Here is a 24301-nt window from a genome sequence, read left to right on the forward strand (position 1 = left end):
CACGACACGAGTATCGTGGGTCAAAAGGTTTAATCGAATTTGAACTCTTCAGGTTCAAGTAAAAACAGGCTTTCACCGCCCGCCTGAATATTGGCAAAGTGGGTTGAAGTTCTTGGCAAAATACGCGCAAAGAAGAATTGTGCAGTTTTGATCTTGGCTGCATAGAACGGATCAGTATTGCCTTCTTCAATTTTCTGCTGCGCAGTAATTGCCATTTTCAGCCACAAATAAGCGGACACGACATAACCAGAGAAATATAGGTAGTCAACTGATGCTGCCCCAATTTCATTGGCAGACTGTTGAGCCTGCTCCTGAATGGTTCTGGTTAATTTCAGCCATTGTTCAGTCAACTGGCTGACTTGTGCAACTTGCTGGCTGAACTGGACATGTTGCTGATGCTCTTTTACAAAGCCCTGAATTTCATCGGTTAATGCGGTCAGCAAACCCAATTTTGAGCCCAGCACTTTACGCGCCAGCAAGTCAATGGACTGAATTTCAGTAGTTCCTTCATAGAGGCTGGCAATACGTGCATCACGGGCAATCTGTTCCATGCCATGTTCAGCAATATAACCGTGACCACCGAAAATCTGCATACCATGTTTAGCCGCTTCTATGCCGGTTTCGGTCATTAATGCTTTGGCAATAGGGGTTAATAATGCTAGACGGTCTTCAGCTGCTTTCTTTTCTTCCGGGCTGTCAGTGGCTTCAGCGATATCGGCATAGGTCGCCAGATAATATGCAAGTGCACGTGAACCTTCTGCAAACACCTTTTGAGTCAGCAGCATGTTACGTACTGCCGGATGCACGATAATCGGATCTGCAGGTTGGCCTGGCGCTTTCGCACCTTCAAGTGAACGCATCGCCAGACGGTCTTGGGCATAAGCCAATGCCCCCTGGTAAGAAGACTCTGCTGCTGCCAAGCCTTGAATGGCTGTACCGATACGTGCCGAGTTCATAAAGGTAAACATGCAGTTCAGGCCGCGATTTTCAGGCCCAATCAGGAAACCTTTGGCATTATCAAAATTCAGCACACAGGTCGCGTTACCGTGAATGCCCATCTTGTGTTCAAGAGCGCTACATACCACGCCATTACGGGAAGCCACATTACCAGCTTCATCCAGATTGTATTTCGGCACAATAAACAGCGAAATACCTTTGGTTCCCGCAGGTGCATCTGGCAAACGTGCCAATACGATATGCACGATATTTTCCGCCAGATCATGTTCACCGGCTGAGATAAAGATTTTCTCCCCACTGATGCTATAGCTGCCGTCTTCATTTGGCACTGCTTTGGTACGGATTAAACCTAGGTCAGAACCGGCATGAGATTCAGTCAAGCACATGGTTCCAGTCCAGCGGCCTGCAATTAAAGGTACCAGAAACTTCTGTTTCTGTTCATCGCTACCATGATGCTCTAAAGTACGCATCGCACCATGGGACAGGCCTGGGTACATGCCCCAAGACCAGTTGGTTGCAGTGATAATTTCAGAAATGGCAATACGGTATAAAGTCGGAAAACCCTGACCGCCATATGCTTCGTCACCAGTTAATGAGGTAAAGCCGAGTTCTACATATTTGTCATAAGCTGCTTTAAACCCATCCGGGGTGGTTACGACGCCATCCTGCAAACGGCAACCCTGCTGGTCGCCTGTCGCATTAATCGGTAGAAGTTCGTTTTGGCAAAAGTCCGCAGCGACTTCCAGATATTGCTCCATAATATCCATAGAAACCTTGTCAGCGAATTTTGCATAGCCCTGATATTTCTGTTCAACGTTTAACAGGTCTTTCAGGACAAACTTCATGTCTTTTAATGGCGCAATATAATTTCTCATCGTAATTCCCTTGTATGAGTTCTAATTTGTATATTTATGACAATTAATTTCATAATACGAAATTATGTTTTAAATCCACTATAATATAATTTAAAGAATAAAATCTAGTCATTCAATGAAATTTCCCATTTAAAAATAAAAAATATACAGGATGAAAAAAGCCATTCATGGTGGAATGGCTTTTCTATTCAGCGACTTCACTAAAGTTGATTAACGTGGAAAAAATTGAGCTAAACGTTGCTGAACAATCTGCTCTGCCTCCTGCATGATATTTTCGATCAGCGCCTGACAAGTCGGAATGTCATGAATCAATCCCATCACTTGACCTGCAGTCAGTACACCAGCATCAATATCGCCATTTTCTAAAGCGAGCTTGCCTTTTAAACCGCTGACATAGGGACGAATCTGTTCAAATTGCAGGTTTGGATCTTCACTCATTTTAACCACTAGATCAGATACCGCATTTTTGGCAACACGGGCGGTATTCCTGAACTGTCGATATAGCAGATGCGTCGCCCTTTCATCATTATCGACATAGAACTGTTTGATGTTTGGATGGATCGGCGCTTCCTGAGTGGCACAAAAGCGTGTACCCATATTGATGCCTTCAGCACCTAAAGCCAAAGCTGCGACCAGACCACGGCCATCAGCAAAACCGCCACTGGCCACAATCGGCACAGTAAGCTGATCCGCAGCGGCAGGAATTAAAATCAGGCCAGGAATATCGTCTTCGCCCGGATGCCCCGCACATTCAAAACCATCAATCGAAATGATATCCGCACCGATTCTTTGTGCTGAAAGCGCATGACGGACGGAAGTACATTTATGAATGACAATAATGCCGTGTTGCTTAAACGCCTCAATATGTTCATGTGGCTTGTTGCCTGCTGTTTCTACGATCTTGATACTGCTTTCAATGATCGCCTGTCGGTATTCTGCATATGGCGGCGGATTCACAGCGGGCAATAAAGTCAGATTGACTGCAAAAGGCTGATCGGTCATTTCTCGGCAGCGTGCAATTTCCTTGACCAGGGCTTCAGGCGTCGGTTGAGTCAATGCCGTTAATGTTCCCAAACCACCAGCATTAGATACGGCACTGGCCATTTCTGCGGTACCGACCCACATCATGCCGCCCTGAATAATTGGATAACGAATGCCTAAAAGCTCGGTAATACGGGTCTGAATTTTCATAAATGCTCTCCTTAGCATCCGGTAAATTGTACAGGGCGTTTTTCGATAAAAGCCTGGACACCTTCTTTATAGTCCTGACTGCTCAGAGCCAGATATTGCAGGTTTTGTTCCAGCTCCAGTTGCTGGTCCATGTTATTTTCAGCACTGCGTTGCAAGGCCTGTTTGGTTAAAGCCAGCGCATAAGTCGGCTGTTGAGATAATCGCTGTGCAATGTCGTCGATATAAGCATCAAATTCTGTATCTGGAAGCATTTTCCAGATCATGCCCATTTCGGCGGCCTCTTTGGCATGCACCGGTTCGCCCAGAAAAGTGAGTGCCATGGCACGTGCATAACCGATTAAACGTGGCAACATCCAGGTGCCACCGGCATCAGGAATCAAGCCAATTTTAGAAAAAGCCTGAATAAATCGGGCACTTTCCTTGGCAATGACCAGATCACAGGCCAGTGCGATATTGGCACCTGCACCGGCAGCCACACCATTCACTGCTGCAATCACCGGTTTGGGACTCTGGCGGATCAGGTTAATCAAGGGATTATAGTATTTGGCCAGCGAGCCTTGCGGTGGCAAAGGCACATTGCCGAGCTGTCCAGCACGTTCTTTTAAATCCTGTCCTGCTGAAAACGCCCGGCCATTACCGCGAATCACAATCACCCGAATATCCGGATCTTTATTCCAGTTTTTCAGCACCTGCTGCACTTCCTCATGCATTTGCCGGTTAAAACTGTTGAGTGAATCCGGGCGGTTAAAGCTTAAGGTCGCGACGCCTTGCTGAACCTGAGTTTGAATCGTTTCCCACATCATCAATTTCCTTATTTTTCCGGTATCCCTACAATTAATAGCCTTTATTGACATCTACCTGATGGCATAAATCCAGCCCGAGATTTAAGCGTCGGTCATTTTCCAGAATCTGTTCCACTACCACAGACATGGGTGCATGTGAGGCGACATGTGGCGTAACTACGATCTTTTCATGCTGCCAGAATGGATGTTCAGCAGCTAATGGCTCCTGTTCAAATACGTCGATAATTGCACCACGTAACTGGCCGGAATCCAGTGCATTGAGTAGATCCTGCTCGATTAAATGCTGACCCCTTCCTACATGAATTAATGCTGCTTGTTCAGGCAACTGCTGAAATAATTCAGCAGAAAGAATGCCGGTATTTTCTTCAGTGAGTGGCAGCAGATTAATCAGGATCTGACTTTGGGCCAAAAACTCGGAAATTTGTTCTGATCCGACATAGCTTTTGACCTGAGCAATCTCTTTTGGGGAATTGGACCACCCAGACACCTGATAGCCCATGTCGGCAAAACGTTCTGCCACATAACCGCCCATATGGCCAAGGCCCATAATCCCGATCTGGATATGATAGCTATAACTTTGGCGATACTGCTTCCATAGCTGCTGCTTTTGCTGCTGGATCATGCGGTCAAAATAACGCTGGAAATACAGTACGCCCCACAGCAGATAATCAAACATGCCTTTTTGATGATGTGGATCCAGTACCCGGCAAACGGCTTGATCTGGGCGTACAGCATTTAAGTTTAAATGTTCTACCCCAGCAGCAATTGAATGAATCAGACCAAGTTCTGGAAGTTGCCGGAGTTTTTCCAGATCTGGAAACCACGAAGCTGCTGTGGTCGCCAGTTCTGCTTCCGGGCTGTCCAATGTACAAAAACTGCCCTTAGGGGCATATTTCTGAAAAGACTTCACCAGAATTGCTTCAATATTCGGCACCGTACTGGATATCACAATCATGATGCATACTCCGTATATTGATGCTCAATCAAAGACAAAGCGGCCTGCCAGGCACGCTGTAAAATCGGTTCAACTAAAGGACTGGCGAACTGCTTGGCGGTTTTAATTCGGACTTCTTCTGCTGGATAATGCAATTCAGCACCACCGCTTAAGGCCTTCACCTGTGCCTGACAGGCACGCTCCAGAAAATAGATTTCATGAAAGGCCCGTGCAATCGTTTCGCCAGCCGTTAAAAGTCCGTGATTGCGCAAAATCATGGCGCGATGCCTGCCCAGGTCCTGAATCAGTCGCTCCTGCTCATCTGTTGATAGTGCCACGCCTTCATATTCGTGATAGGCCACATGCTGATAAAACTTCATGGCGTGCTGGGAAATGGGAAGAAGTCCGTGTTTCTGTGCAGAAACTGCTATGCCATCTGCGGTATGCGTATGAATAACACAGTTCAGATGAGCATGTGCTTCATGAATTGCGGAGTGGATGACGAAGCCAGCCATATTCACCGGCTTGTCCTGTTCATAGCTTTCTACGACCTGCCCTTCATGATTAATCTTGACCAGCGTTGAAGCACACATTTTTTCAAAAGCGACACCATACTGATTAATCAGAAAACAGTCAGGCTGATCGGGAACTCTTAAACTGATGTGAGTATCAATCAGGTCCGTCATCCGGTAATGCGCGATAATGCGATAAAGCGCTGCGAGTTCACAACGTGCCTGCCATTCAGCATCTGTGACGAGATTTTTTATTGTCATCGTTCCATCCTGGAAAAATATAGCATTTCGATCACTATCTGTTATATCATAATTTCAGAAAAACAGAATATTATTTCATAAAGCGAAATAAATCATTACAAGGAGTTGATATGCCAACCTCACAACTAAACGGACTTCAATATCTCACCGCAATTAAAAATGGGGAAATTCCCAGTTCAGCCATGAGTGAAATTATTCCCATGCGCCTGACTTTAGTTCGCGAAAACTATGTGGAATATGAGGTGCGTCCTGATCAGCGCCATTACAATTTACAGGGTGGAATTCATGGCGGCTTTTGTGCAACGGTTCTAGATAGTGCGACTGGCGCTGCCGTGCACACGACAGTAGATGCAGGTGTGAGTTTCTCGACCATTGACCTGAATGTAAAAATGCTGAAAGCGATGAAAAGCGGCGAAACCTATACAGCTATTGGTGAAGTTATCCGGATCGGACGCAATGTATTGACATCAGAAGGCAGAATTATCGATAAAGAAGGTAAAGTTTATGCCTTTGGTTCAGCGACTTTATTGGTTACCAACAGAACTTGACCATCAATAATAAAGATCCTTGAAACCTGTACCAATGTCAGTCAATTAATAAGTTGGCTGACATTTCCTTTTTTAAACTTATGAGGTTGTTTGATACGCGAGAACTTCATCCGCAACTGTCTGAGGCAGGACTACTTTGTAAAATAATAGTTTCTGCGATATATCTGATTATTTATGGTTGTGGACGAGTTTTGCAGTTTAGAGCATTGCTCCGCAAGATGGTTTTCTTGCGAAGCTTCGCCTCTCATTTTGCCGAAACAAAAGTAGCGTAGAGAATTTGAGTTTGATTTAAAAAGAGCTCTAATACTCACCAAATCTTTGCTGTATTTTTTATTTAAATATAAAAATCCCAATAAAAAATGCCATGCATATCATAGATACATGACATTTAGGCGATCACTAAAACTGTTATGCAGCTTCAGGGTTTTCAATCACCATCGCCAAGCCTTGACCCAGACCGATACACAGACTAATCACGGCATATTTTTTACCGGTACGCTGTAACTGACGTGCAACGGTTAAAGCCAAACGCGCACCCGAACAGCCCAGTGGATGACCAATGGCAATCGCACCACCATTTGGATTGACACGCGGATCATCCAAAGCGACATCCAGACCTTTCAGGCAAGATAATACCTGACTGGCAAAGGCTTCATTAATCTCGATGACATCCATATCATCTAGCGTCAAACCAGCACGTTGTACTGCCTTTTTAATCGCTTCAATTGGGCCTGCACCCATGATGCGTGGCTCAATGCCAGCGGCTGCAGAAGACAGGATACGAGCCAAAGGTTTTAAGCCATACTGTTCCTGAACTTTTTCACTGCCGATAATCAGTGCTGCAGCGCCGTCATTGATTCCTGATGCATTACCCGCTGTTACTACACCACCGTCAAATAGCGGTTTTAACTTGGATAAAGCTTCAAATGTCGAAGATGCACGTGGATGCTCATCCTCAGTAATTTGTTTAGGCGGCAATTTGCGTCCTTGAGAAACTTCAATCGGGGTAATTTCACCTTCAAAGAAACCTGCCTCTTTCGCTGCCTGATATTTTGCCTGTGATGCAGCGGCAAAGGTGTCAGCCTGTTCACGGCTAATACCGAACTCTTCAGCCACATTATCACCTGTTTCAGGCATACTGTGCGCGCCAAACTGATCCGTAAATTTACGGTTCGGGAAACGGGTACCAATTGTGGTGTCATAAATTTTGGCATCACGTGAATACGCGCTTTCTGCTTTGCCCATCACAAAAGGTGCGCGGGTCATGCTTTCTACGCCACCGGCAATGTACAACTCGCCTTCACCTGCAGTAATGGCACGTGCCGAATCAATCACAGCACCGAGACCTGATGCACATAAACGGTTTACCGTCTGACCTGGAACTGTTACCGGCATACCCGCTAACAACGCTGCAAAACGTGCCACATTACGGCTGTCTTCACCGGCCTGATTGGTGCTACCAAAGATTACATCTTCTACATCTGCTGCCGGGATACCGGTTTTTTCCAGCAGGTTTTTAATGACTGTAGCTGCCAGATCATCTGGACGTACGCTTGCCAGACTTCCTGCATGGCGACCGATTGGTGAACGTAAACCATCATAAATATATGCATTTAACATGAGTGTTATTCCTTTCACTTTCTAATTAATGTGTTGTATGAACAAGTGGTAGACCAAGCTGAACACGGCGACGCAACCAAGGACTTGAACGGTAACGCTGGTCACGGGTAATCGCAGTCATACGATCCAGAATTTTTAGAATTTTTTCAGCTCCCAGCACATCCCCCCATTCAATTGGACCATATGGATAGCCAAGGCCTAATTTCACCGCGATGTTGATATCTTCCACCGTTGCAACGCCTTGCTGGGCAATATCACAGCCGAGATTCACAATCATTGCCAAAGCACGTTGAGCCACAAAGCCGACGCTTTCCTGAATTACACTGGCGGTCACACCATCCAGATTGAAAATCGATTGGGCTGCTTTTACCAGCTCAGGTTGGGTGACAAAAGTTGGCATCAAGGTACGGTGTTTATGCAGACCATATAGCAGATCGATACACACCACTTGCTGAGGTGCCAGCTGATAACGGACAGCGGCTGAAGTTGCATCTTCACCATAAGTGGCAATCAGGATTAAAGCCTCTGCTGAAGGTGTCTCAGTTTGCTCAATCTGGATATTGAACTGCTGCAGATATTGCTCAAGTGCCTGACGGTCTTCGTCATATTCGGTGCCTAGCCAGACTGATGGATATTGACTTAACTTTTCAACCAATGCTGGAGCAACATCACCTTCTTTGCTACCCGAAGTGTAATCATAGAAACCTTTACCGGTTTTACGACCTAACTGCTTGGCAATAAAACGCTGACGGGTAATCACGCTTGGACGGTAACGTGCTTCTTCATAATACTGATGATAAATCGATTCACTCACCGGGTGCGAGACATCCATACCGGTCAGATCACCTAATTCAAACGGCCCCATTTTGAAACCGATTCCGTCACGGTAGATCCTGTCAATATCATAAAATGGTGTGACATTTTCATTCAAAATTGCATAGGCTTCGCTACCAAAGGCACGGCCGGCATGGTTAATGATAAATCCTGGAGTATCTTTTGCTTTGACCGGACGATGCCCCATTTTAATCGAGAGCTGGGTTAATGCTTCAATAATGTCAGCACGGGTATTAAAGCCTTCAATCACTTCGACCACTTTCATGAGTGGTACCGGATTAAAGAAGTGATAACCGGCCACACGTTCTGGCTGCTCACAGTTGGCAGCGATTGCACTGATCGACAATGAAGAGGTATTGGATGCCAGAATCGCTTCTGGTTTTATCATTCCTTCCAGTTGCTGCATCAGTTTTTGCTTGATTTCCAGATTTTCAATAATCGCTTCAACAATCAAGTCACAATCTTTCAGGTCTTCTAGCTGCTGCGCAGTCGACAGATGAGCAATATCTTCAGCGGCTTTTTCATGGCTGAATTTACCTTTATCTGCTAAGGTATTTAATGTTTTGGCCAGTTTATCCTGTGCCTGTTCGGCTGCCCCTTCTTTGGCATCAAACAGTACCACATCATGACCAGACTGAATCGCGATCTGGGCAATACCTGCACCCATCGTGCCTACACCAATAATGCCGATTTTCTGAATCTGAATACTCATGCTTATCGTCCCTGATAATTCGGTTTACGTTTTTCAATAAAGGCCTGCATGCCTTCTTTTTGATCTTCGGATGAGAACAGCATCTGGAAAGACTTACGTTCCAGGGTAAGTCCGGCATTAAGCGGCACATCTTCAGCCAGTAAAGCCACTTCCTTGATTTGTTCAAGCGCAATTGGCGGCATTTTTGCCAGACCTTCAGCCATCTTGATTGCTGTTGCAAGGGTTTCGCTGTCTTCCGTTACTTGAGACACTAGGCCAATCTGATAAGCTTCCGGCGCTGGTATCAGACAACCCGTCATGATGATACGCATCGCATGGAATTTACCCACGGCACGGAATAATCGCTGGGTACCACCGGCACCCGGCATGACACCCACTTTCACTTCAGGCTGACCAAACTGGGCGCTTTTCCCGGCAATAATAATATCTGCATGCATCGCCAGTTCACAGCCACCACCAAGTGCATAACCGTTTACAGCTGCAATCACCGGTTTTGAACACTGTGCAATCGCCTGCCAGTAACGTTCAGTCCGGCGCTGCATCATTTGAATGGTTTCTGCATTGGCCAGTTCTTTAAGATCGGCACCTGCTGCGAAATCTGTTTCACCACCGGTAAGAATAATGGCACGTACATTTTCATCGTCATTCAGTTGCAAAAATGCCGCCGCAAGTTTCTGGCGAACTTCTGTATTCAGGGCATTTTTCGCTTCTGGTCGATGAATTTTAACCATCGCTACATGTGCTGAAACTTGTTCTACTTGAACGACCTGTTCCATTAAAATCTCCATTTATTTTGTATAGCGAAATTTTATTTTATATAAAACTAAGGTTTCTCAAGCTATAAATCAAGGATTTTTAACTCCAGAATTCAAAAAAGTTATTTTTTACTAAAAATAGAGTAAAAACTCTTGTTTAGATGGTTATTTTGTGATTAATTGATTTCGCAATACGGAATTAAATATTTTAAATGCAATCTGATTATCCATTTAAATGAATAATCACCATAAGGCAGAACTTAAAATTAATTTACGAAATCAAATTTTCCAGCAATGAGATGATTTTGATTTAGCGTAATAAAGTGAAAAATCGAATGTAGCCTGATAATAAATACAGCGGCTGTAGCGTTCAGGAGCAAGTCTGTTAAATCAGGAAAACTATGTTTCCGTGAGGAAGAAAAATGGATTTAGCGGTAGCAGAGGAAATGCTACTTTTAATATATAGAGGATATAAGAATGACAAGCGATACCATCGTAACAGGAGACAATAAAACCGATGTCTCCTCCACGGATACCATCAAACAGGCGCCAAAACGTCTATGGATGACGGCTTTTGTCTTTGCTTTTCTGATTTTGCTCTGTGACGGTGCAGATATCGGGATTCTGGCTTTCAGCCTGACCAGTCTGAAAGCTGAATGGGGCCTGACTTCTGTACAGGCGGGTGCTTTAGGAAGTTATTCTCTTTTGGGTATGGGGATCGGAGGTTTTATTGGTGGATGGGCATGCGACAAATTTGGACGTGTCCGCGTCATTGTACTGGCCACCATCGCCTTCTCGATCTTGTCAGCCTACTCAGGTTTTGCTCAGTCTTATACTGAATTTGCAATTTTACGTACTCTTTCTTGCTTGGGTTTAGGCTGTTTATATATTGCCTGTAATACCCTGATGTCAGAATACGTACCGACCAAATACCGTACTACTGTACTGGCAACATTGATGACTGGTTTCACTTTAGGTTCATTGGTGATTACCATGATTTCAGGCTGGATTATTCCTGAGTTCGGCTGGCGTATGCTGTACTGGATCACAATTGCTCCATTAGCTTTGGGTATCCTGATGCACTTTATGGTGCCAGAGCCAGAATCATGGAAACGTGTCCGTGAAATGAAAAGAACTGGTCAGATTGTGGATAACGATACCAAAAAAGGTAATCCATACATCACCATTCTTAAAGATAAAACCCATGGCAAGATGTTTATCTTGTGGTCTTTCAGCTCCGGTTTCCTGTTATTTGGTTACTTCGGTGTAAGTAACTGGTTGCCAAGTTATCTTGAAGCTGAATTAGGCATTAAGTTTAAAGAAATGGCACTGTATATGGTGGGTACATTCATCACCATGATTTTTGCCAAAATCATTGCAGGTTATGTTGCTGATAAAATTGGTCGCCGTATTGTGTTTGCTTTCGGCACCATGGGAACAGCGCTATTTATCCCTGTCGTGGTGTATATGCATAATGCCGATAACATTGGCGTACTGATGCTAATCTTCGGCTTCCTGTACGGTATTCCATATGCCATCAATGCAACCTATCTAACCGAAAGTTTCCCGACTGGTGTTCGTGGTACAGCGGTGGGCGGTGCATTCAATATTGGTCGTATCGGTGCAATCTTCGCGCCAATTACGATTGGTTATCTTGCGATGCATGGTTCGATCGGTACAGGTCTGTTGGTAATGGGTGCAGCATATTTCCTATGCGGTTTGATTCCTGCCCTGTTTATTAAAGACCGTTTATACGATCCGCAAAAAGCAGAATAAACCCTACTTCGGAAGGCAGGTCAAATCGCTGCCTTCCTCACTTCAAATATTTACAACACGTCAGTATAGAAAGGTCTCCTTTCATTCAGGATTAAAAATTTCTTTAGGGATTAAGAAATGAAAAAATTAGTTTTAGCGACATTATGTGGTATTGCTTCAGCACAGGCATTTTCAGCAGAAGCTTCTGAAGACCGTATGCAATTTCTTGAGTCACAGTTAAAGCAAATCCAGGCAGAACTAGAACAACAAAAAGCCGCGCAACTTGCATTAAAGAACCAGCAGGAACAAGCCAAAGCGCAAGACTCTAAAACGCTGAGTTCAATGGTAGATAATGTCGATGTTTATGGCTTGATCCGCTTTGATGGTGCAGTCGATTTCAAAAGTACTACTGAAGCCCGTGGCCGTACCATTAACCAGATTAATAAAGTACCTTTTACTGAACCGGATTCTGTACGTTCCGATTTTACTGCGGCTGCCAGCCGGATTGGTTTCCTGGCCAAAGATCTAGGAGGCAATCCGAATGTTTCTGCTCGTTTAGAAGCCGACTTCTGGACCAACAATGGTAAAGGCGATGGTGGATTACGTATCCGTCATGCACACTTAAAATACTATAACTTGACGTTTGGTCAGGCCTGGTCATTGATGTCAACACCAGAGATTAGCACTGAAGCTGTCGATTACAGCTTGTTCCTGGGTGGATCAGTCCTACGTACGCCTCAGGTGAGCTATGCTTTCAAACTTGATCCAGAAAATACCTGGAATGTCGGTCTGGAATATATGGCCGGTGGCGATCGTTCTTCTGCTTTGCCTGCATTAACCACTAAATATGTTCATCAATCAGGCCCTCTTCATTTATTAGCTCAAGGCTTTGTCAATCAAAAGCAGGCGCAAACAGATACAGGTGATATTGAAAAAGTCGGTTGGGGTGTAGGTCTTGGTGGACGTTACCGTTTTGATGATCAAAACTCGATCCAGGGGAACTATTTCCATATGGTCGGAGATCAGCGTATTGCCGCTTTCTTGACTCAAGGATCAACAACTGATGGCGCTGCCTGGGGTGGAGATTATTCGGTTGATACAGCCAATAATGAACTTTTACTGAATGAGTTTAACAGTTTAAATATCGGATTTACGCATAAATTTACGCCGAAACTACGTAGTAGTATTAATGCCAGCGTTGTTGATTTTGATGATTCCAGCGACTATGCACGCGCGAATCCTGAAACCAATAAACGTTTAACGGACTATGTGGCCAACGTGATCTACTCTCCTGTTCCAAAGATTAATCTCGGTGCAGAATATCATCATGGTAAGCGTGAAACCTTTGACAACAAGGAAGCAGATATTTCACGTATCAACCTCTCTGCCAACTATAGTTTTTAAAGCCTCAGGAGACAAGGATGTCAGCCCAAGGGCAAATTTCACGCCGTTTCATGTTCATGATGGCAATGACCTGCGCACTCTGCGCAGGTTGTAACTATTTTAACCAGCCCTTGATTTATTCTATTGCAGAGGATCTGCAGATCAGTGTGGCTCAGTCTGGCTGGACTGTAGTACTGACCCAGATTGGCTATGCCACCGGATTATTTTTGTTTGTCCCTTTGGGTGACTTGTTCGAAAAACGGTTGTATATCTGCAGTTTGATGTTCTGTACCGGATTGGCACTTATTGGGCTTTCAGCCAGTACCAATCTGCATATGTTGTATGGCTTTACCCTGCTCGCCTCTTTTTGTTCGATCACCACCCAGATTCTGATTCCTTTTGCCGCCAGCCTGTCGCAGCGTGATAAAAGTGCCGAAGTCGTTGGCCTGCTCATGAGTGGTGTTCTGGTTGGTATTCTGTTTGCCCGTACCGTGGCCGGACTGATTTCTACTTTATGGTCCTGGCATGCGGTGTACTTGTTTAGTGGTTGTGCAATTCTTCTGCTGAGTCTGGCCATGTGGTTCCAGTTACCAAGCGCTAAGAGCCAGTTGCAGATGAATATATTGCAAATTTATCGCTCACTATTTACCTTTGCACGCACAGAACCCATGCTGATCCGGCGTAGTATGATCGGAGGTTTGGGTTTTGGCATGCTGAGTATTATCTTTACTACCATGACTTTTATTCTGGCTGAAGCACCTTATCATTTTAATGATTTCCAGATTGGCCTCATGGGCATTGTGGGGGTGGTCGGCATCTGGTCCTCTCAGTGGACCGGTAAAATGATTGGCAGGCATCGGGAAAAATGGATTGCGCATCTGGCTACGTGCGGACTGATTCTGGCCTGGATTCCTTTATTCTTTGCCCAGAATTATTTATGGATTTATATCTTGGGCTTAATTCTGGCTTATTTTGGAATTTCCTGTTTGCATGTCTTGAACCAGAATCTGGTCTATCGAATTTCAATGCAGGCTCGCTCGCGGATTAATGCCATCTATATGACCTGTTATTTTTCAGGTGCCGGTCTGGGTGCATTTTTATCGCTGCATTTATGGAAAAGCTATGGCTGGTCTGCCTGCGTCATTTTAGGTTTTATTTTTGCCGTGTTGATCTTTTTGATTAACTATTATGATTTAAACCAAGAAAGAAATTTAGCCAATATTCAGCCTGAGCCTTAGATACTGTTAAAAACCTTTGGGGTTAAAAGCTTATTTTTTTATCCCGCTTTCTGTACCGAGCATAAATTATAGAGATGATACGCTGATAAAATAGAAAAATTCTTTAAGCCTGTTTAACGTTTCCTTTCTATCTGAAGAGCGGTTGAAAATATTGATATCTTAACTTTTAGAGTTAATTCAATTTACTATTTTCCATTGCGAGATAAACAGGCTTCAATTCAGTTAAAGGTGCAGGTTTTGCATAAAAGAAGCCTTGTAGCAGATCACAACCCTGTTGATAGAGTAAACTGGCTTGACTTACGGTTTCGACCCCTTCCGCGACAACTTCCAGATCCAGCTGATGGGCTAGATGAATAATCGATTGCACAATTGCAGCATCCTGACCATCGAGGGTCAGCTCTTCAATAAAACTACGGTCTAACTTGATTTGATTAATCGGCAAGCGACGCAGATAACTGAGACTCGAATAACCTGTGCCAAAGTCATCAATGGCGACCTGTACACCTAAAGCACGCACTGCTTTCAAAATTTCTATGGTTCGATCTGCACCATTAATGATGACACCTTCCGTGATTTCAATTTTAAGTAATTCCGGCGGTAATTGACTGAGTTCAAGTGCATGTTCAAGCACCTGCAAAAAGCCTGCTCTACGGAATTGCAAAGGAGAAATATTCACCGATACCGTGATCTGGCTATTGTGTATCTTGTTCCACTCGGCAATATCTAAACAGGCCTTTTCCAATACCCATTGACCTACGCTAATAATTTGCCCGGTTCTTTCTGCCAGCGGAATAAAAATCGCTGGGGAAATATAACCCTGCTGTGGATGGCACCAACGGATTAAAGCTTCTACGCCTGTCACCAGTCCAGTTTCAGGATGAATCAGCGGCTGATAGAACAGGTCAAAATTTTCCTGATTGATCGCTTCCATGAGTTCCAGACGCAGATTGGTATAGTCTATTTCTGCGACAGGCTGCATTCTGGTTTTTTCATACCACTGCCACATATTACGACCTTGTCTTTTGGCTTCCTGCATCGCCAAAACAGACTGATAAATCAATTCAGAAGAATGATGAATTGAACTGTCATCTGCCACGATACCAATACTGGCACTTAAATGTATTTTGTACTGATCGACAATAAACAGCATGGAAAGAAGATCAAGAATTTCTCCGGCGATCGCCTCGACTTCAGTGTGCTCATCTGTCCCTGAGAGCAGTAAAATAAATTCATCTTCAGCAAAGCGGCATAGCACATTATTGCCTTGAACAAATTTTTGCAGCCGCTCGCCCACACTTTTGAGAATCTGGTCACCCACCAGATGACCTAAGCTGTCGTTGATATTTTTAAAGTCGTCCAGATCTATATACAGCAAGACTAAAGGTTGTGAGCTCTCGTGCTGTACTTCAAAAATATCTTCCAGAATCTGTTTGAATGCATGCTGGTTCGGTAAACCGGTTAAATGATCATGAGTATGCTGATGCTGAATATATTCTTCGTGAATACGTTGCTGGGTAATATCTTCCTGAATCCCCAAAAAATGGGTGCAGGTTCCTGTCTGGTCAAAAATAGGACCTATGGTTAAACGATTCCAGAACCAGCTGCCATCTTTACAGTAACTTTTTATAGTCACCTGAATTTCTTTTTGTTCTTTGACCGCTTGCTTGAGTAATGCAATCTGATCCGGATCAGTATCTGGACCCTGTAAGAAAAAACAGCTTTGTCCTAATACTTCTGCTGCTGTATAACCGGTGAGCTTTAGAAAAGCTGGATTCACATACACCATTAGTCTTTCTTCAGAAACATCGGTAATAAAAAGACTATTCGGACTGGCCTCTACTCCACGTTTTAATAAGCGTAGAGACTCCTTGTTTTCACGCGATACAGTGATATCTCGTGCAATACCAATAATACCGGTGACTTTCTGATTTTGAATAATCGGTAAATTGGTCAGATCCAGCCATAAGATATCGCCTGCAACATTATAAATTGGAAGTTCATAATGTTGAGATTTACCTTGCGCTGCTTCTGAAAATGAAACATTCGCAAGTTCATGGAATTCGGGCGGTATGAAGGCACAATAGTGCTGACCATGAATTTGCGCTTTAGAAAAACCTGTAATTTCTTCGCAAGCAATATTGGTATTAAGCACATGTCCCTGCAGGTCAAGTTCAAAAATAATATCTGGATGATAGGTATAAAATGAGCTGTATTTTTCATTAAGCTCATGTCTTTTTTGACGTTCCTGATCAAGCTCAATTGCGAGAGCAACTAATTTTGCCGCTTGCTGTAAAAGCTGAATATGATGTTCAGTCGGTATTTTCGGTGTTCGATAATAAGTGGCAAACGTTCCGTACAAAATATCTGAAGCATTAATAATCGGCATAGACCAGCAGCTAGACAATTTTTCTGCATTTACCAAAGCACGGTAAGACTGCCAGTTTGGGTCTTTCATTAAATTCGGACTAATGACCAACTGACGTAAGAAAGCAGCTACGCCACACGATCCTTGATTTGGCCCAATTTTCAAATCTTGAATAGCATTACAGTACTCTTTTGAAAAGTGCTGTTTGCCACTTATAACATTTAAAGTTTGGGTGTCATCCTGATAGAGCATAATGGTGACAAGCGCATCTGGAATGCGCGATTCAAGCCACTGGCTAATGACATCGAGGATAGGCTTAAGTTCAGTATGGCGACCAATCAGATTAAAAATATGAAAAATTTCTTGATCATCACAATTATTATTCATTCAGACTATCACCTTCCTTAGCTTGTTAACATTTTAGACTTATTATTAAAATAATCATTAGCAAAAGTTTGTATTTATATCTTTAAAATACGGAAATACGGAAATACGGAAATACGGAAATACGGAAATACGGAAATACGGAAATACGGAAATACGGAAATACGGTCAATATTACGTGTATTTGATAATAATTCTAAAATTTAAAAATCACAGCCGAAGCTGTGATCTAAAACTATACTTTTACTTAATCAGAATATTGCGGACTTATTTTTAGGCTGCTTGTTGACGACTGTCCACTAATTTACAGCCTGTCTGCTGTTGTAATTCTTCAAAGCTTAAGCCATCCACTATTTCAATAACCTGAGCTTGTCGGTCTTTTAATTCAATCACACACAAATCAGTATAAATACGGTTGACACAATGTTTACCTGTTAGAGGATAAGTCAGTTCTTCAACAATTTTTGCCTCACCGTTTTTGGTCACATGTTCCATGCAAACATAGACACAGCGAGCACCCACTGCCAGATCCATCGCACCGCCTACAGCAGGTACAGCATCAGCATTACCGGTATGCCAGTTCGCCAGATCACCATTAATAGCGACCTGAAAAGCCCCCATGATACAGATATCCAGATGCCCGCCTCGCATGATATCGAAAGAGTCGGCAGAATTCATAAAACTGCCACCTTGCAACATGCTTACGAGTTCTTTGCCGGCGTTAATCAGATCATCATCTGCCTGTTCAGGATCACTCAATGCAGCAAAACCTAAAACGCCATTTTCCGAGTGTAGAATTACTCCTTGTTCAGGTTTTAAATAACCTGCTACGCGTGTCGGTAAACCAATACCCAAATTTACAAAAGAGCCGGTTGGAATGTCTTGTGCAACTTTAGCTACAATCTGTTCACGACTACGTTTTTGAATATTCATTATTTAATATCTCCAACCTTGACCACATGCTGTACAAAAATTCCTGGCGTTACAATGATCTCTGGATCAAGTTCTCCCAGTTCCACAACTTGATGGACTTGTGCAATGGTGGTTTTTGCTGCTTTGGCCATGATCGGACCAAAATTCCTTGCTGCCTTACGGTAGGTCAAGTTGCCCCACTGATCTGCCTGATTGGCATAAACCAAGGCATAATCAGCATGTATCGGATATTCCAGCACATAATCTTTTCCATTGATATTACGGGTTTCTTTACCCTCAGCTATTTTGGTACCAAAACCGGTTGGAGTAAAAACAGCTCCTAAGCCTGCACCGGCTGCCTGAATACGGCAGGCCAGATTGCCTTGTGGCACCAGTTCCAGCTCAACTTTTCCGGCTTTATACAGATCTTCAAAGACGGTTGAGTTATTGGCTCGTGGAAATGAACAGATCATTTTTTTAACCAGTCCAGACAACAGCAGATTGGTTAGACCACGATCTCCAGAAGCTGCATTGTTGTTAATAATGGTTAAGTCTCTAGGACCAAAGTCAATTAATGCTTCGATTAATTCTACCGGCTGACCTGCCAGGCCAAAACCACTGGTCATAATGTGTGCACCATCAGGAATTTGCTTAAGTACCGTCTCGATATCCTGCGTGATTTTATTCATCATATTGCTTCCTAGCATGTTCTATCTATATTACGAGTGCAGATTAATCTGCCTTTTGTGGATCAAATAAGCGGTCTTTAATAAAGAAAGCGGGTATCAGGCCGCAAAGAAAATAGGCAATGCCCATAATCAGTAAGCCGGTACCAATTGAGCCTCCTTGAGCAAAATAGCCAATGGTAAGAGGTGCAAACACCGCACCCAGTCGGCCTACGTTATATGCCCCACCCACTGCTGTTCCACGCACTTTGGTGGAGAAGCTTTCTGTCATGTAAGTCGCATTAATACCGTATGGAATACCATAGAGAAAACCGAAAAATAACATCAGCCAGAGGATATTATCCGGCGTATTACCAAAGACAATCACAGGGATAAAAATTGCAGTACCCATAGTGCCGAAAGCAAATACCGCACGACGGCCAATCCGGTCAGCGATAAAACCAGCAATAACTTTGGTACACATCATGATCAGGAAAGTCCCGATCATATACATGGTCATTTCTTTAAACTTGATTCCCAGATCAGTCTCTAAATACGCCGGTAGCCAGTTGCTGACTCCATAATAGCCAAACTGTAAAAATGCGGTACTGAAGGACCAGAGGATAAACATGCGACGGCTAAGTGCATCTTCAAAAATCATTTTAAAAGTATTTTTTGGTTTTTCCTGCAGAATACCACTGGCTTTTGCATCCAGGCGTGCTTTACGCGCATCTAACCAGGCTTTCGGCTCAGGCACCAAGAAGTACATCGCGAAGGCCAGTACAATTGGAATAATGGCAATATAATAGAGGTATCGCCAGCCAAATTCAGGCAATAGCCATCCAGCCAGAACAGTTGCGACCACCGAGCCTAAAGTCCAGCCAGTCATAAGCGTTGCCAATACTGTAGAGCGATATTTGGTGGGTACATACTCTGCCATGAGTGTGTTACAGGCAATATATAGAGCACCTAGTCCAATCGCAGACGTAAAGCGCAGCCATTTGAACTGATCATAACTTTCTACGAATCCTAACCAGAAGGTTAATGAAGAAAATAATGCAATGGCAATGACGATCACACGAACCCGGCCAAAACGGTCACAAGCCCAGCCACCAAAAAAACCGCCGATAGCCATGCCTGCAAGCGTCCAGCTCCCTAAGGCACCGGCCTGCATATTACTTAATGAAAACTCTTGTTTCAGACTGGTCAGACTGTAGGCTAATAACGCAATATCAGCACCATCAACCAATAATGCTAAAAATGAGAAAATAAAGGCCAGAATCCAGACTCTTTGCTTGGGTTCGTTTCCACCTTCCACTGGGTGTTGTTGTGAACTGATCGTATCCATAATGCTCTTTCTACTTTTCGGCACTCCTGTGCCTTTTTAAAACGCATATTTCACTTAATTATTTAGGTGAAATATAGAATATTCGCTGATCATTACCACGCTTTAGCAAGGTGGTATAAAATGATTTTCAAAGTTCTTGATAAATTTTCTCTGCAGAAATCACGTAGCAATACATTGAATGATGTGATTAAGCACAATTCTTAAACCCGTAAAACAATCTAGCCAGCAATGCTGGCTAGAAGTTGATGTCAGGTTTAGTTGCAAAAGGCTGCAATTCCGGTTTGTGCACGACCTAAAATCAGGGCATGTACATCATGGGTACCTTCATAGGTATTTACCACTTCCAGATTAACCAGATGACGGGCTACACCGAATTCATCGCTAATGCCATTTCCACCCATCATGTCACGGGCCAAACGGGCAATATCCAGTGCCTTGCCGCAGTTGTTGCGCTTGATCAGTGATGTACCTTCAACTGAAGCAATGCCTTCATCCTTCATGCGGCCAAAACGTAAAGCCACCTGCAAACCGAGTGCAATTTCAGTTTGCATATCTGCCAGTTTCTTCTGGATCAGCTGATTCGCAGCGAGTGGTCGACCAAACTGTTTACGGTCCATGGTGTATTGATGTGCGGTATGCCAGCAGAACTCTGCAGCTCCCATGGCACCCCAGGCAATCCCGTAACGTGCACTATTCAAGCAGGTAAAAGGCCCTTTTAAACCGCGAACTTCCGGAAATGCATTTTCTTCTGGAACAAAGACGTTATCCATTACAATTTCACCGGTGATTGAGGCACGTAGACCCACCTTGCCGTGAATCGTTGGAGCAGAAAGCCCTTCCCAGCCTTTTTCTAAAATAAAGCCACGAATGTCACCGATATTACCTTCGGCAGAAACTTCTTTGGCCCAAACTACAAATACATCGGCAATCGGACTATTGGTAATCCACATTTTTGCGCCAGTTAAACGGTAACCACCCTCGACTTTTTTAGCACGGCTAATCATGCTGCCCGGATCCGAACCATGATCCGGCTCGGTCAAGCCGAAGCAACCAATATATTCACCGGCTGCTAATTTTGGTAAATACTTCTGCTTTTGCTCTTCAGAACCAAATTCATTAATGGGTACCATCACCAGAGAGCTTTGTACGCTGGCCATTGAACGGTAACCTGAATCGACACGTTCAACTTCACGAGCAATCAGACCATAACTGACATAATTTAAACCTGCACCGCCGTACTGTTCCGGAATGGTTGGACCGAGTAAACCCAGTTCTCCCATTTCACGGAAAATAGCCGGATCGGTTTTTTCATGACGGAACTGTTCCAGTACACGCGGCATCAGTTTGTCTTGACAGTACGCTGCCGCTGCATCGCGAATCATGCGCTCTTCTGATGTCAGTTGCTGTTCTATTAAAAACGGGTCTTGCCAATCAAATCTAATTTTTGTCGTCATTTTAATATTTCCTTATTTTAAAATTATGAGATTAGGCGGTTGCTTGTTTAATCATTTCACGCGCAATAATAATTTGCTGGATTTGTGTGGTTCCTTCATATAAACGGAACAGACGCACATCACGGTAGAAACGTTCAATTGAATATTCACTGATATAACCCGCTCCACCATGAATCTGCAAACAGCGATCAGCAACTCGACCACACATTTCAGTTGCAAACATTTTGGCACAAGAGGCTTCAGTCGTAACATTTTGGCCAGCATCACGTAGACGCGCAGCATCCAGCACCATACATTTGGCTGCATAAATCTCGGCTTTGGAGTCTGCCAACATACCTTGGATTAGCTGGAAATTCGCAATGGGCTGGCCAAACTGTTTGCGTTCCACTGCATAGTTAAGTGCATCTTCCAGCATACGCTCTGCCATGCCGACGCTATAACCGGCAATGTGCAGACGGCCCTTATCTAGAACGCGCATTGCTGTTTTGAAGCCAATCCCTTCTACACCGCCAATCAGCTGATCTTTATGCACTTTACAGTTATCAAAAATTACATCACAGGTATAGGAACCATGTTGGCCCATTTTCTTGTCAATTTTACCTAGGCTTAAACCAAGTGTGCCTGCTTCGACTAGAAATGCTGAAATACCGCTCGCACCTTTAATCTCTTGATTGGTACGTGCCATCACGGTAAATGTCGTGGCACGTGGTGCATTGGTGATGAAGCGTTTAGTTCCGTTTAAAATATAATAATCGCCGTCTTTGACTGCACTGGTTTTTAAAGCAGCAGCGTCTGAGCCGGAATCCGGTTCGGTCAAACAGAATGAACCAATAATTTCGCCCGTTGCATAACGCGGTAAATATTTCTGTTTTTGCTCTTCTGTACCGTCGATAATGATGCCGCTTGAGCCAATGCCGTTGTTAGTACCAATTAAAGAGCGAAAGGCAGCCGATGTATGGCCCAATTCCATCGCGACCAGAATTTCTTCTTCCATGGTAATGCCTAAACCACCATATTCTTCAGGAATCGTCAGGCCAAACAAGCCCAGCTCTTTCATCTGTTCCACAATATGTTCAGGAATGGCATTGTTCTCTTCTACTTCATGCTCAAGAGGCACCAGTTCATTTTTTACAAAATCGCGAATCGTTGACAGAAGTTGGTCGAGCATTTCCGGATCACGAATCATATGAATCTCCATGGATATAATTTAGGTAAATTCCTTTACCCTTATTTTTGTTTCGTATTACGAAATAAATAATCATATAAAATCATTTTGAGCAAGTGAAATTATTAAAAATTTTATATTTTAACTAAAAAATGAAATTTTTCTGGTATTCCAGTTGATTTGCGTTTAATATTTAATTTCACGATACGAAATATTTTGATGAGTGATTATTCTATTTATCAGTTTTTTTGAATAGATAATTAAACCTTTTTTCTTGCTGTAATATTTATCGATCACTGACTCTTTCGGAGAAATCGAAACTTTTTAAATATATTGGCTACGTGTTAAACCTAAAAAACTAGATGATTTTATATTGTCTTCAAAGTTGGGTAACAGGATTCTTTTCGACCACAAATAATTTCGGCACTTTTTCCTATATTTTATCTTTTGTAGAAGTGTTTTATTTTGTATCGTGAAATTATGTTGCTATCATATTCATTAATTTAACTTTAATTGCCCTGACCATGACAAAAAATAAAACTGGTGAAATTCCCAACTTTGATGAAATCCGTTTAGATCCGATTTCACATATTCATAGAGAAAATAATCCTCAATTTATTGCGTCTATTGCGCGTGGATTGGAAATCTTACGTTGCTTTTCAGCGACCAATCAATTGCTTGGCAATCAGGAAATTGCACAATTAACCAACTTACCCAAGCCAACTGTGGCCCGTATTACCAGCACCCTGGTTTCTTTAGGTTATTTAAAACAACTACCGAATACCACAAAATATCTGTTGGATGTTGGCGTATTGGCTTTGGGTTATGCAGCTTTGAGTAATATTTCTGCGCGGACTCAGGCTTATCCGTTTATGGAAGAAATGTCCCGTTATTCCCAAGCCCCTGTGGCAATGGCTACCCGTGACCGTTTGAGCATGATTTATCTGGAAGTGGTACATACAGAATCGACGCTAACCATGCGCCGCCCTGTCGGTTCGACTTTACCGATTCATAGCAGTGCCATGGGACGGGCCTGTCTGGCAGCGATGGATGTGAAGGAACGCGAATATTTATTTGATGCCATCAAGAAAAGAAACGAAGATCAGTGGCCAACCATCAAGCGTAATCTGGAACGTGCAATCCGTGATTATCAGGATTATGGCTACTGTCTGTCTTTAGGTGACTGGGCTAAGGATGTGAATTCCGTGGCAGTTCCGTTGGTTCACCCCAAACATGGGATATTAACGTTTAACTGTGGTGCCCCAAGTTATCTGTTAAATCAGGAAAAACTGGAAAATGAAATTGGACCGCGTCTGATTCACATGGTGAATAATATTGCAATGAATCTCAATAACATATAAAAAATTAATTATCAGAGCGACATTAAGTCGCTCTTTTATTGAATACCCAATCTACACATCTTCTTCCTTTATCCAGAATTCTCAGCAAACCTTTTTAATGCTGCGAAATAGATAAGATTTAAAAAAGATAAATTCCTATTCCAAATAAAAAGATCAAAAATAAGCTTCATAACCGATTTAGATAATGCTATAAATATCGTATAGCGAAATTGGATTTTATATTATGGAAGATATAACAAGAGAATCGATGGAGTTTGACGTCGTCATCA

The 24301-nt window shown here is 43.3% G+C and carries 19 protein-coding genes; 5 read left to right on the top strand and 14 right to left on the bottom strand.

The annotated features are described in order from the left end of the window. Positions 1-29: 29 nt before the first annotated feature. From Q9R21_RS09845 to Q9R21_RS09865, 5 genes are all read right to left on the bottom strand, one after another. A complete protein-coding gene (locus Q9R21_RS09845; protein ID WP_004280299.1) occupies positions 30-1832 on the bottom strand; it encodes an acyl-CoA dehydrogenase C-terminal domain-containing protein in 1803 nt (600 codons plus the stop codon). A 210-nt stretch (positions 1833-2042) separates the two neighbouring features. Next, positions 2043-3023 (bottom strand): nitronate monooxygenase family protein, encoded by a 981-nt coding sequence (locus Q9R21_RS09850; RefSeq protein WP_311204365.1) that lies wholly within the window; start codon positions 3021-3023, stop codon positions 2043-2045. 11 nt (positions 3024-3034) lie between these two features. Then, entirely contained in the window at positions 3035-3823 is a 789-nt protein-coding gene (locus tag Q9R21_RS09855) for an enoyl-CoA hydratase-related protein (protein WP_213687714.1), read from the bottom strand. A 34-nt stretch (positions 3824-3857) separates the two neighbouring features. Further along, the gene (locus Q9R21_RS09860) at positions 3858-4781 is read right to left on the bottom strand and encodes a glyoxylate/hydroxypyruvate reductase A (RefSeq protein ID WP_180038864.1); all 924 of its coding nucleotides are present in this window, start codon (positions 4779-4781) and stop codon (positions 3858-3860) included. Further along, a complete protein-coding gene (locus tag Q9R21_RS09865) occupies positions 4778-5533 on the bottom strand; it encodes a class II aldolase/adducin family protein (protein ID WP_311204366.1) in 756 nt (251 codons plus the stop codon). Before Q9R21_RS09865 ends, Q9R21_RS09860 begins: the two co-directional genes overlap by 4 nt. A gap of 110 nt (positions 5534-5643) precedes the next feature. Between Q9R21_RS09865 and Q9R21_RS09870 the strand changes: the two genes are divergently transcribed. Beyond that, a complete protein-coding gene (locus Q9R21_RS09870; RefSeq protein ID WP_311204367.1) occupies positions 5644-6081 on the top strand; it encodes a PaaI family thioesterase in 438 nt (145 codons plus the stop codon). A 408-nt stretch (positions 6082-6489) separates the two neighbouring features. Here Q9R21_RS09870 and Q9R21_RS09875 read toward each other — a convergent pair whose 3' ends face one another. Genes Q9R21_RS09875 through Q9R21_RS09885 form a run of 3 tightly spaced genes read right to left on the bottom strand, consistent with a single transcriptional unit; the run spans position 6490 to position 10023 of the window. Next, positions 6490-7701, bottom strand: coding sequence for a 3-oxoadipyl-CoA thiolase (locus Q9R21_RS09875; RefSeq protein ID WP_311204368.1), 1212 nt, complete (start codon positions 7699-7701; stop codon positions 6490-6492). Between the two features lie 25 nt (positions 7702-7726). Then, positions 7727-9247, bottom strand: a complete 1521-nt coding sequence (locus Q9R21_RS09880) for a 3-hydroxyacyl-CoA dehydrogenase (RefSeq protein ID WP_311204369.1) — start codon at positions 9245-9247, stop codon at positions 7727-7729. Between the two features lie 2 nt (positions 9248-9249). Beyond that, the gene (locus tag Q9R21_RS09885; RefSeq protein ID WP_114541734.1) at positions 9250-10023 is read right to left on the bottom strand and encodes an enoyl-CoA hydratase; all 774 of its coding nucleotides are present in this window, start codon (positions 10021-10023) and stop codon (positions 9250-9252) included. Positions 10024-10479: 456 nt separating this feature from the next. Between Q9R21_RS09885 and Q9R21_RS09890 the strand changes: the two genes are divergently transcribed. From Q9R21_RS09890 to Q9R21_RS09900, 3 genes are all read left to right on the top strand, one after another. Then, positions 10480-11778, top strand: a complete 1299-nt coding sequence (locus Q9R21_RS09890; RefSeq protein WP_005096906.1) for an MFS transporter — start codon at positions 10480-10482, stop codon at positions 11776-11778. A gap of 117 nt (positions 11779-11895) precedes the next feature. After that, the gene (locus tag Q9R21_RS09895) at positions 11896-13161 is read left to right on the top strand and encodes a DcaP family trimeric outer membrane transporter (RefSeq protein ID WP_311204370.1); all 1266 of its coding nucleotides are present in this window, start codon (positions 11896-11898) and stop codon (positions 13159-13161) included. A 17-nt stretch (positions 13162-13178) separates the two neighbouring features. Next, entirely contained in the window at positions 13179-14378 is a 1200-nt protein-coding gene (locus tag Q9R21_RS09900; protein WP_004646967.1) for an MFS transporter, read from the top strand. Positions 14379-14550: 172 nt separating this feature from the next. Here the strand turns inward: Q9R21_RS09900 and Q9R21_RS09905 are convergent, their stop codons facing one another. The 6 genes from Q9R21_RS09905 to Q9R21_RS09930 all read right to left on the bottom strand — a co-directional run bounded on the left by Q9R21_RS09905 (position 14551) and on the right by Q9R21_RS09930 (position 22692). Continuing rightward, entirely contained in the window at positions 14551-17130 is a 2580-nt protein-coding gene (locus Q9R21_RS09905; protein WP_311204371.1) for an EAL domain-containing protein, read from the bottom strand. A 270-nt stretch (positions 17131-17400) separates the two neighbouring features. After that, positions 17401-18060, bottom strand: a complete 660-nt coding sequence (locus Q9R21_RS09910; RefSeq protein WP_086044822.1) for a 3-oxoacid CoA-transferase subunit B — start codon at positions 18058-18060, stop codon at positions 17401-17403. Next, entirely contained in the window at positions 18060-18731 is a 672-nt protein-coding gene (locus Q9R21_RS09915; RefSeq protein ID WP_004730985.1) for a 3-oxoacid CoA-transferase subunit A, read from the bottom strand. The genes Q9R21_RS09910 and Q9R21_RS09915 overlap by 1 nt, the downstream gene beginning before the upstream one ends. A gap of 40 nt (positions 18732-18771) precedes the next feature. After that, the gene (locus Q9R21_RS09920; protein WP_004646972.1) at positions 18772-20052 is read right to left on the bottom strand and encodes an MFS transporter; all 1281 of its coding nucleotides are present in this window, start codon (positions 20050-20052) and stop codon (positions 18772-18774) included. Between the two features lie 254 nt (positions 20053-20306). Next, positions 20307-21506, bottom strand: a complete 1200-nt coding sequence (locus tag Q9R21_RS09925; protein WP_311204372.1) for an acyl-CoA dehydrogenase — start codon at positions 21504-21506, stop codon at positions 20307-20309. Positions 21507-21537: 31 nt separating this feature from the next. After that, positions 21538-22692 (bottom strand): acyl-CoA dehydrogenase family protein, encoded by a 1155-nt coding sequence (locus tag Q9R21_RS09930; RefSeq protein WP_004730987.1) that lies wholly within the window; start codon positions 22690-22692, stop codon positions 21538-21540. A gap of 503 nt (positions 22693-23195) precedes the next feature. Here Q9R21_RS09930 and Q9R21_RS09935 point away from each other — a divergent pair. After that, on the top strand, positions 23196-24032 hold the full coding sequence (locus tag Q9R21_RS09935; RefSeq protein WP_004280319.1) for an IclR family transcriptional regulator: 837 nt from the start codon (positions 23196-23198) through the stop codon (positions 24030-24032). The last annotated feature ends 269 nt before the right edge of the window (positions 24033-24301 follow it).

Origin of the sequence: Acinetobacter sp. RG5, assembly GCF_031844265.1 — a bacterium.
Lineage (GTDB): Bacteria > Pseudomonadota > Gammaproteobacteria > Pseudomonadales > Moraxellaceae > Acinetobacter.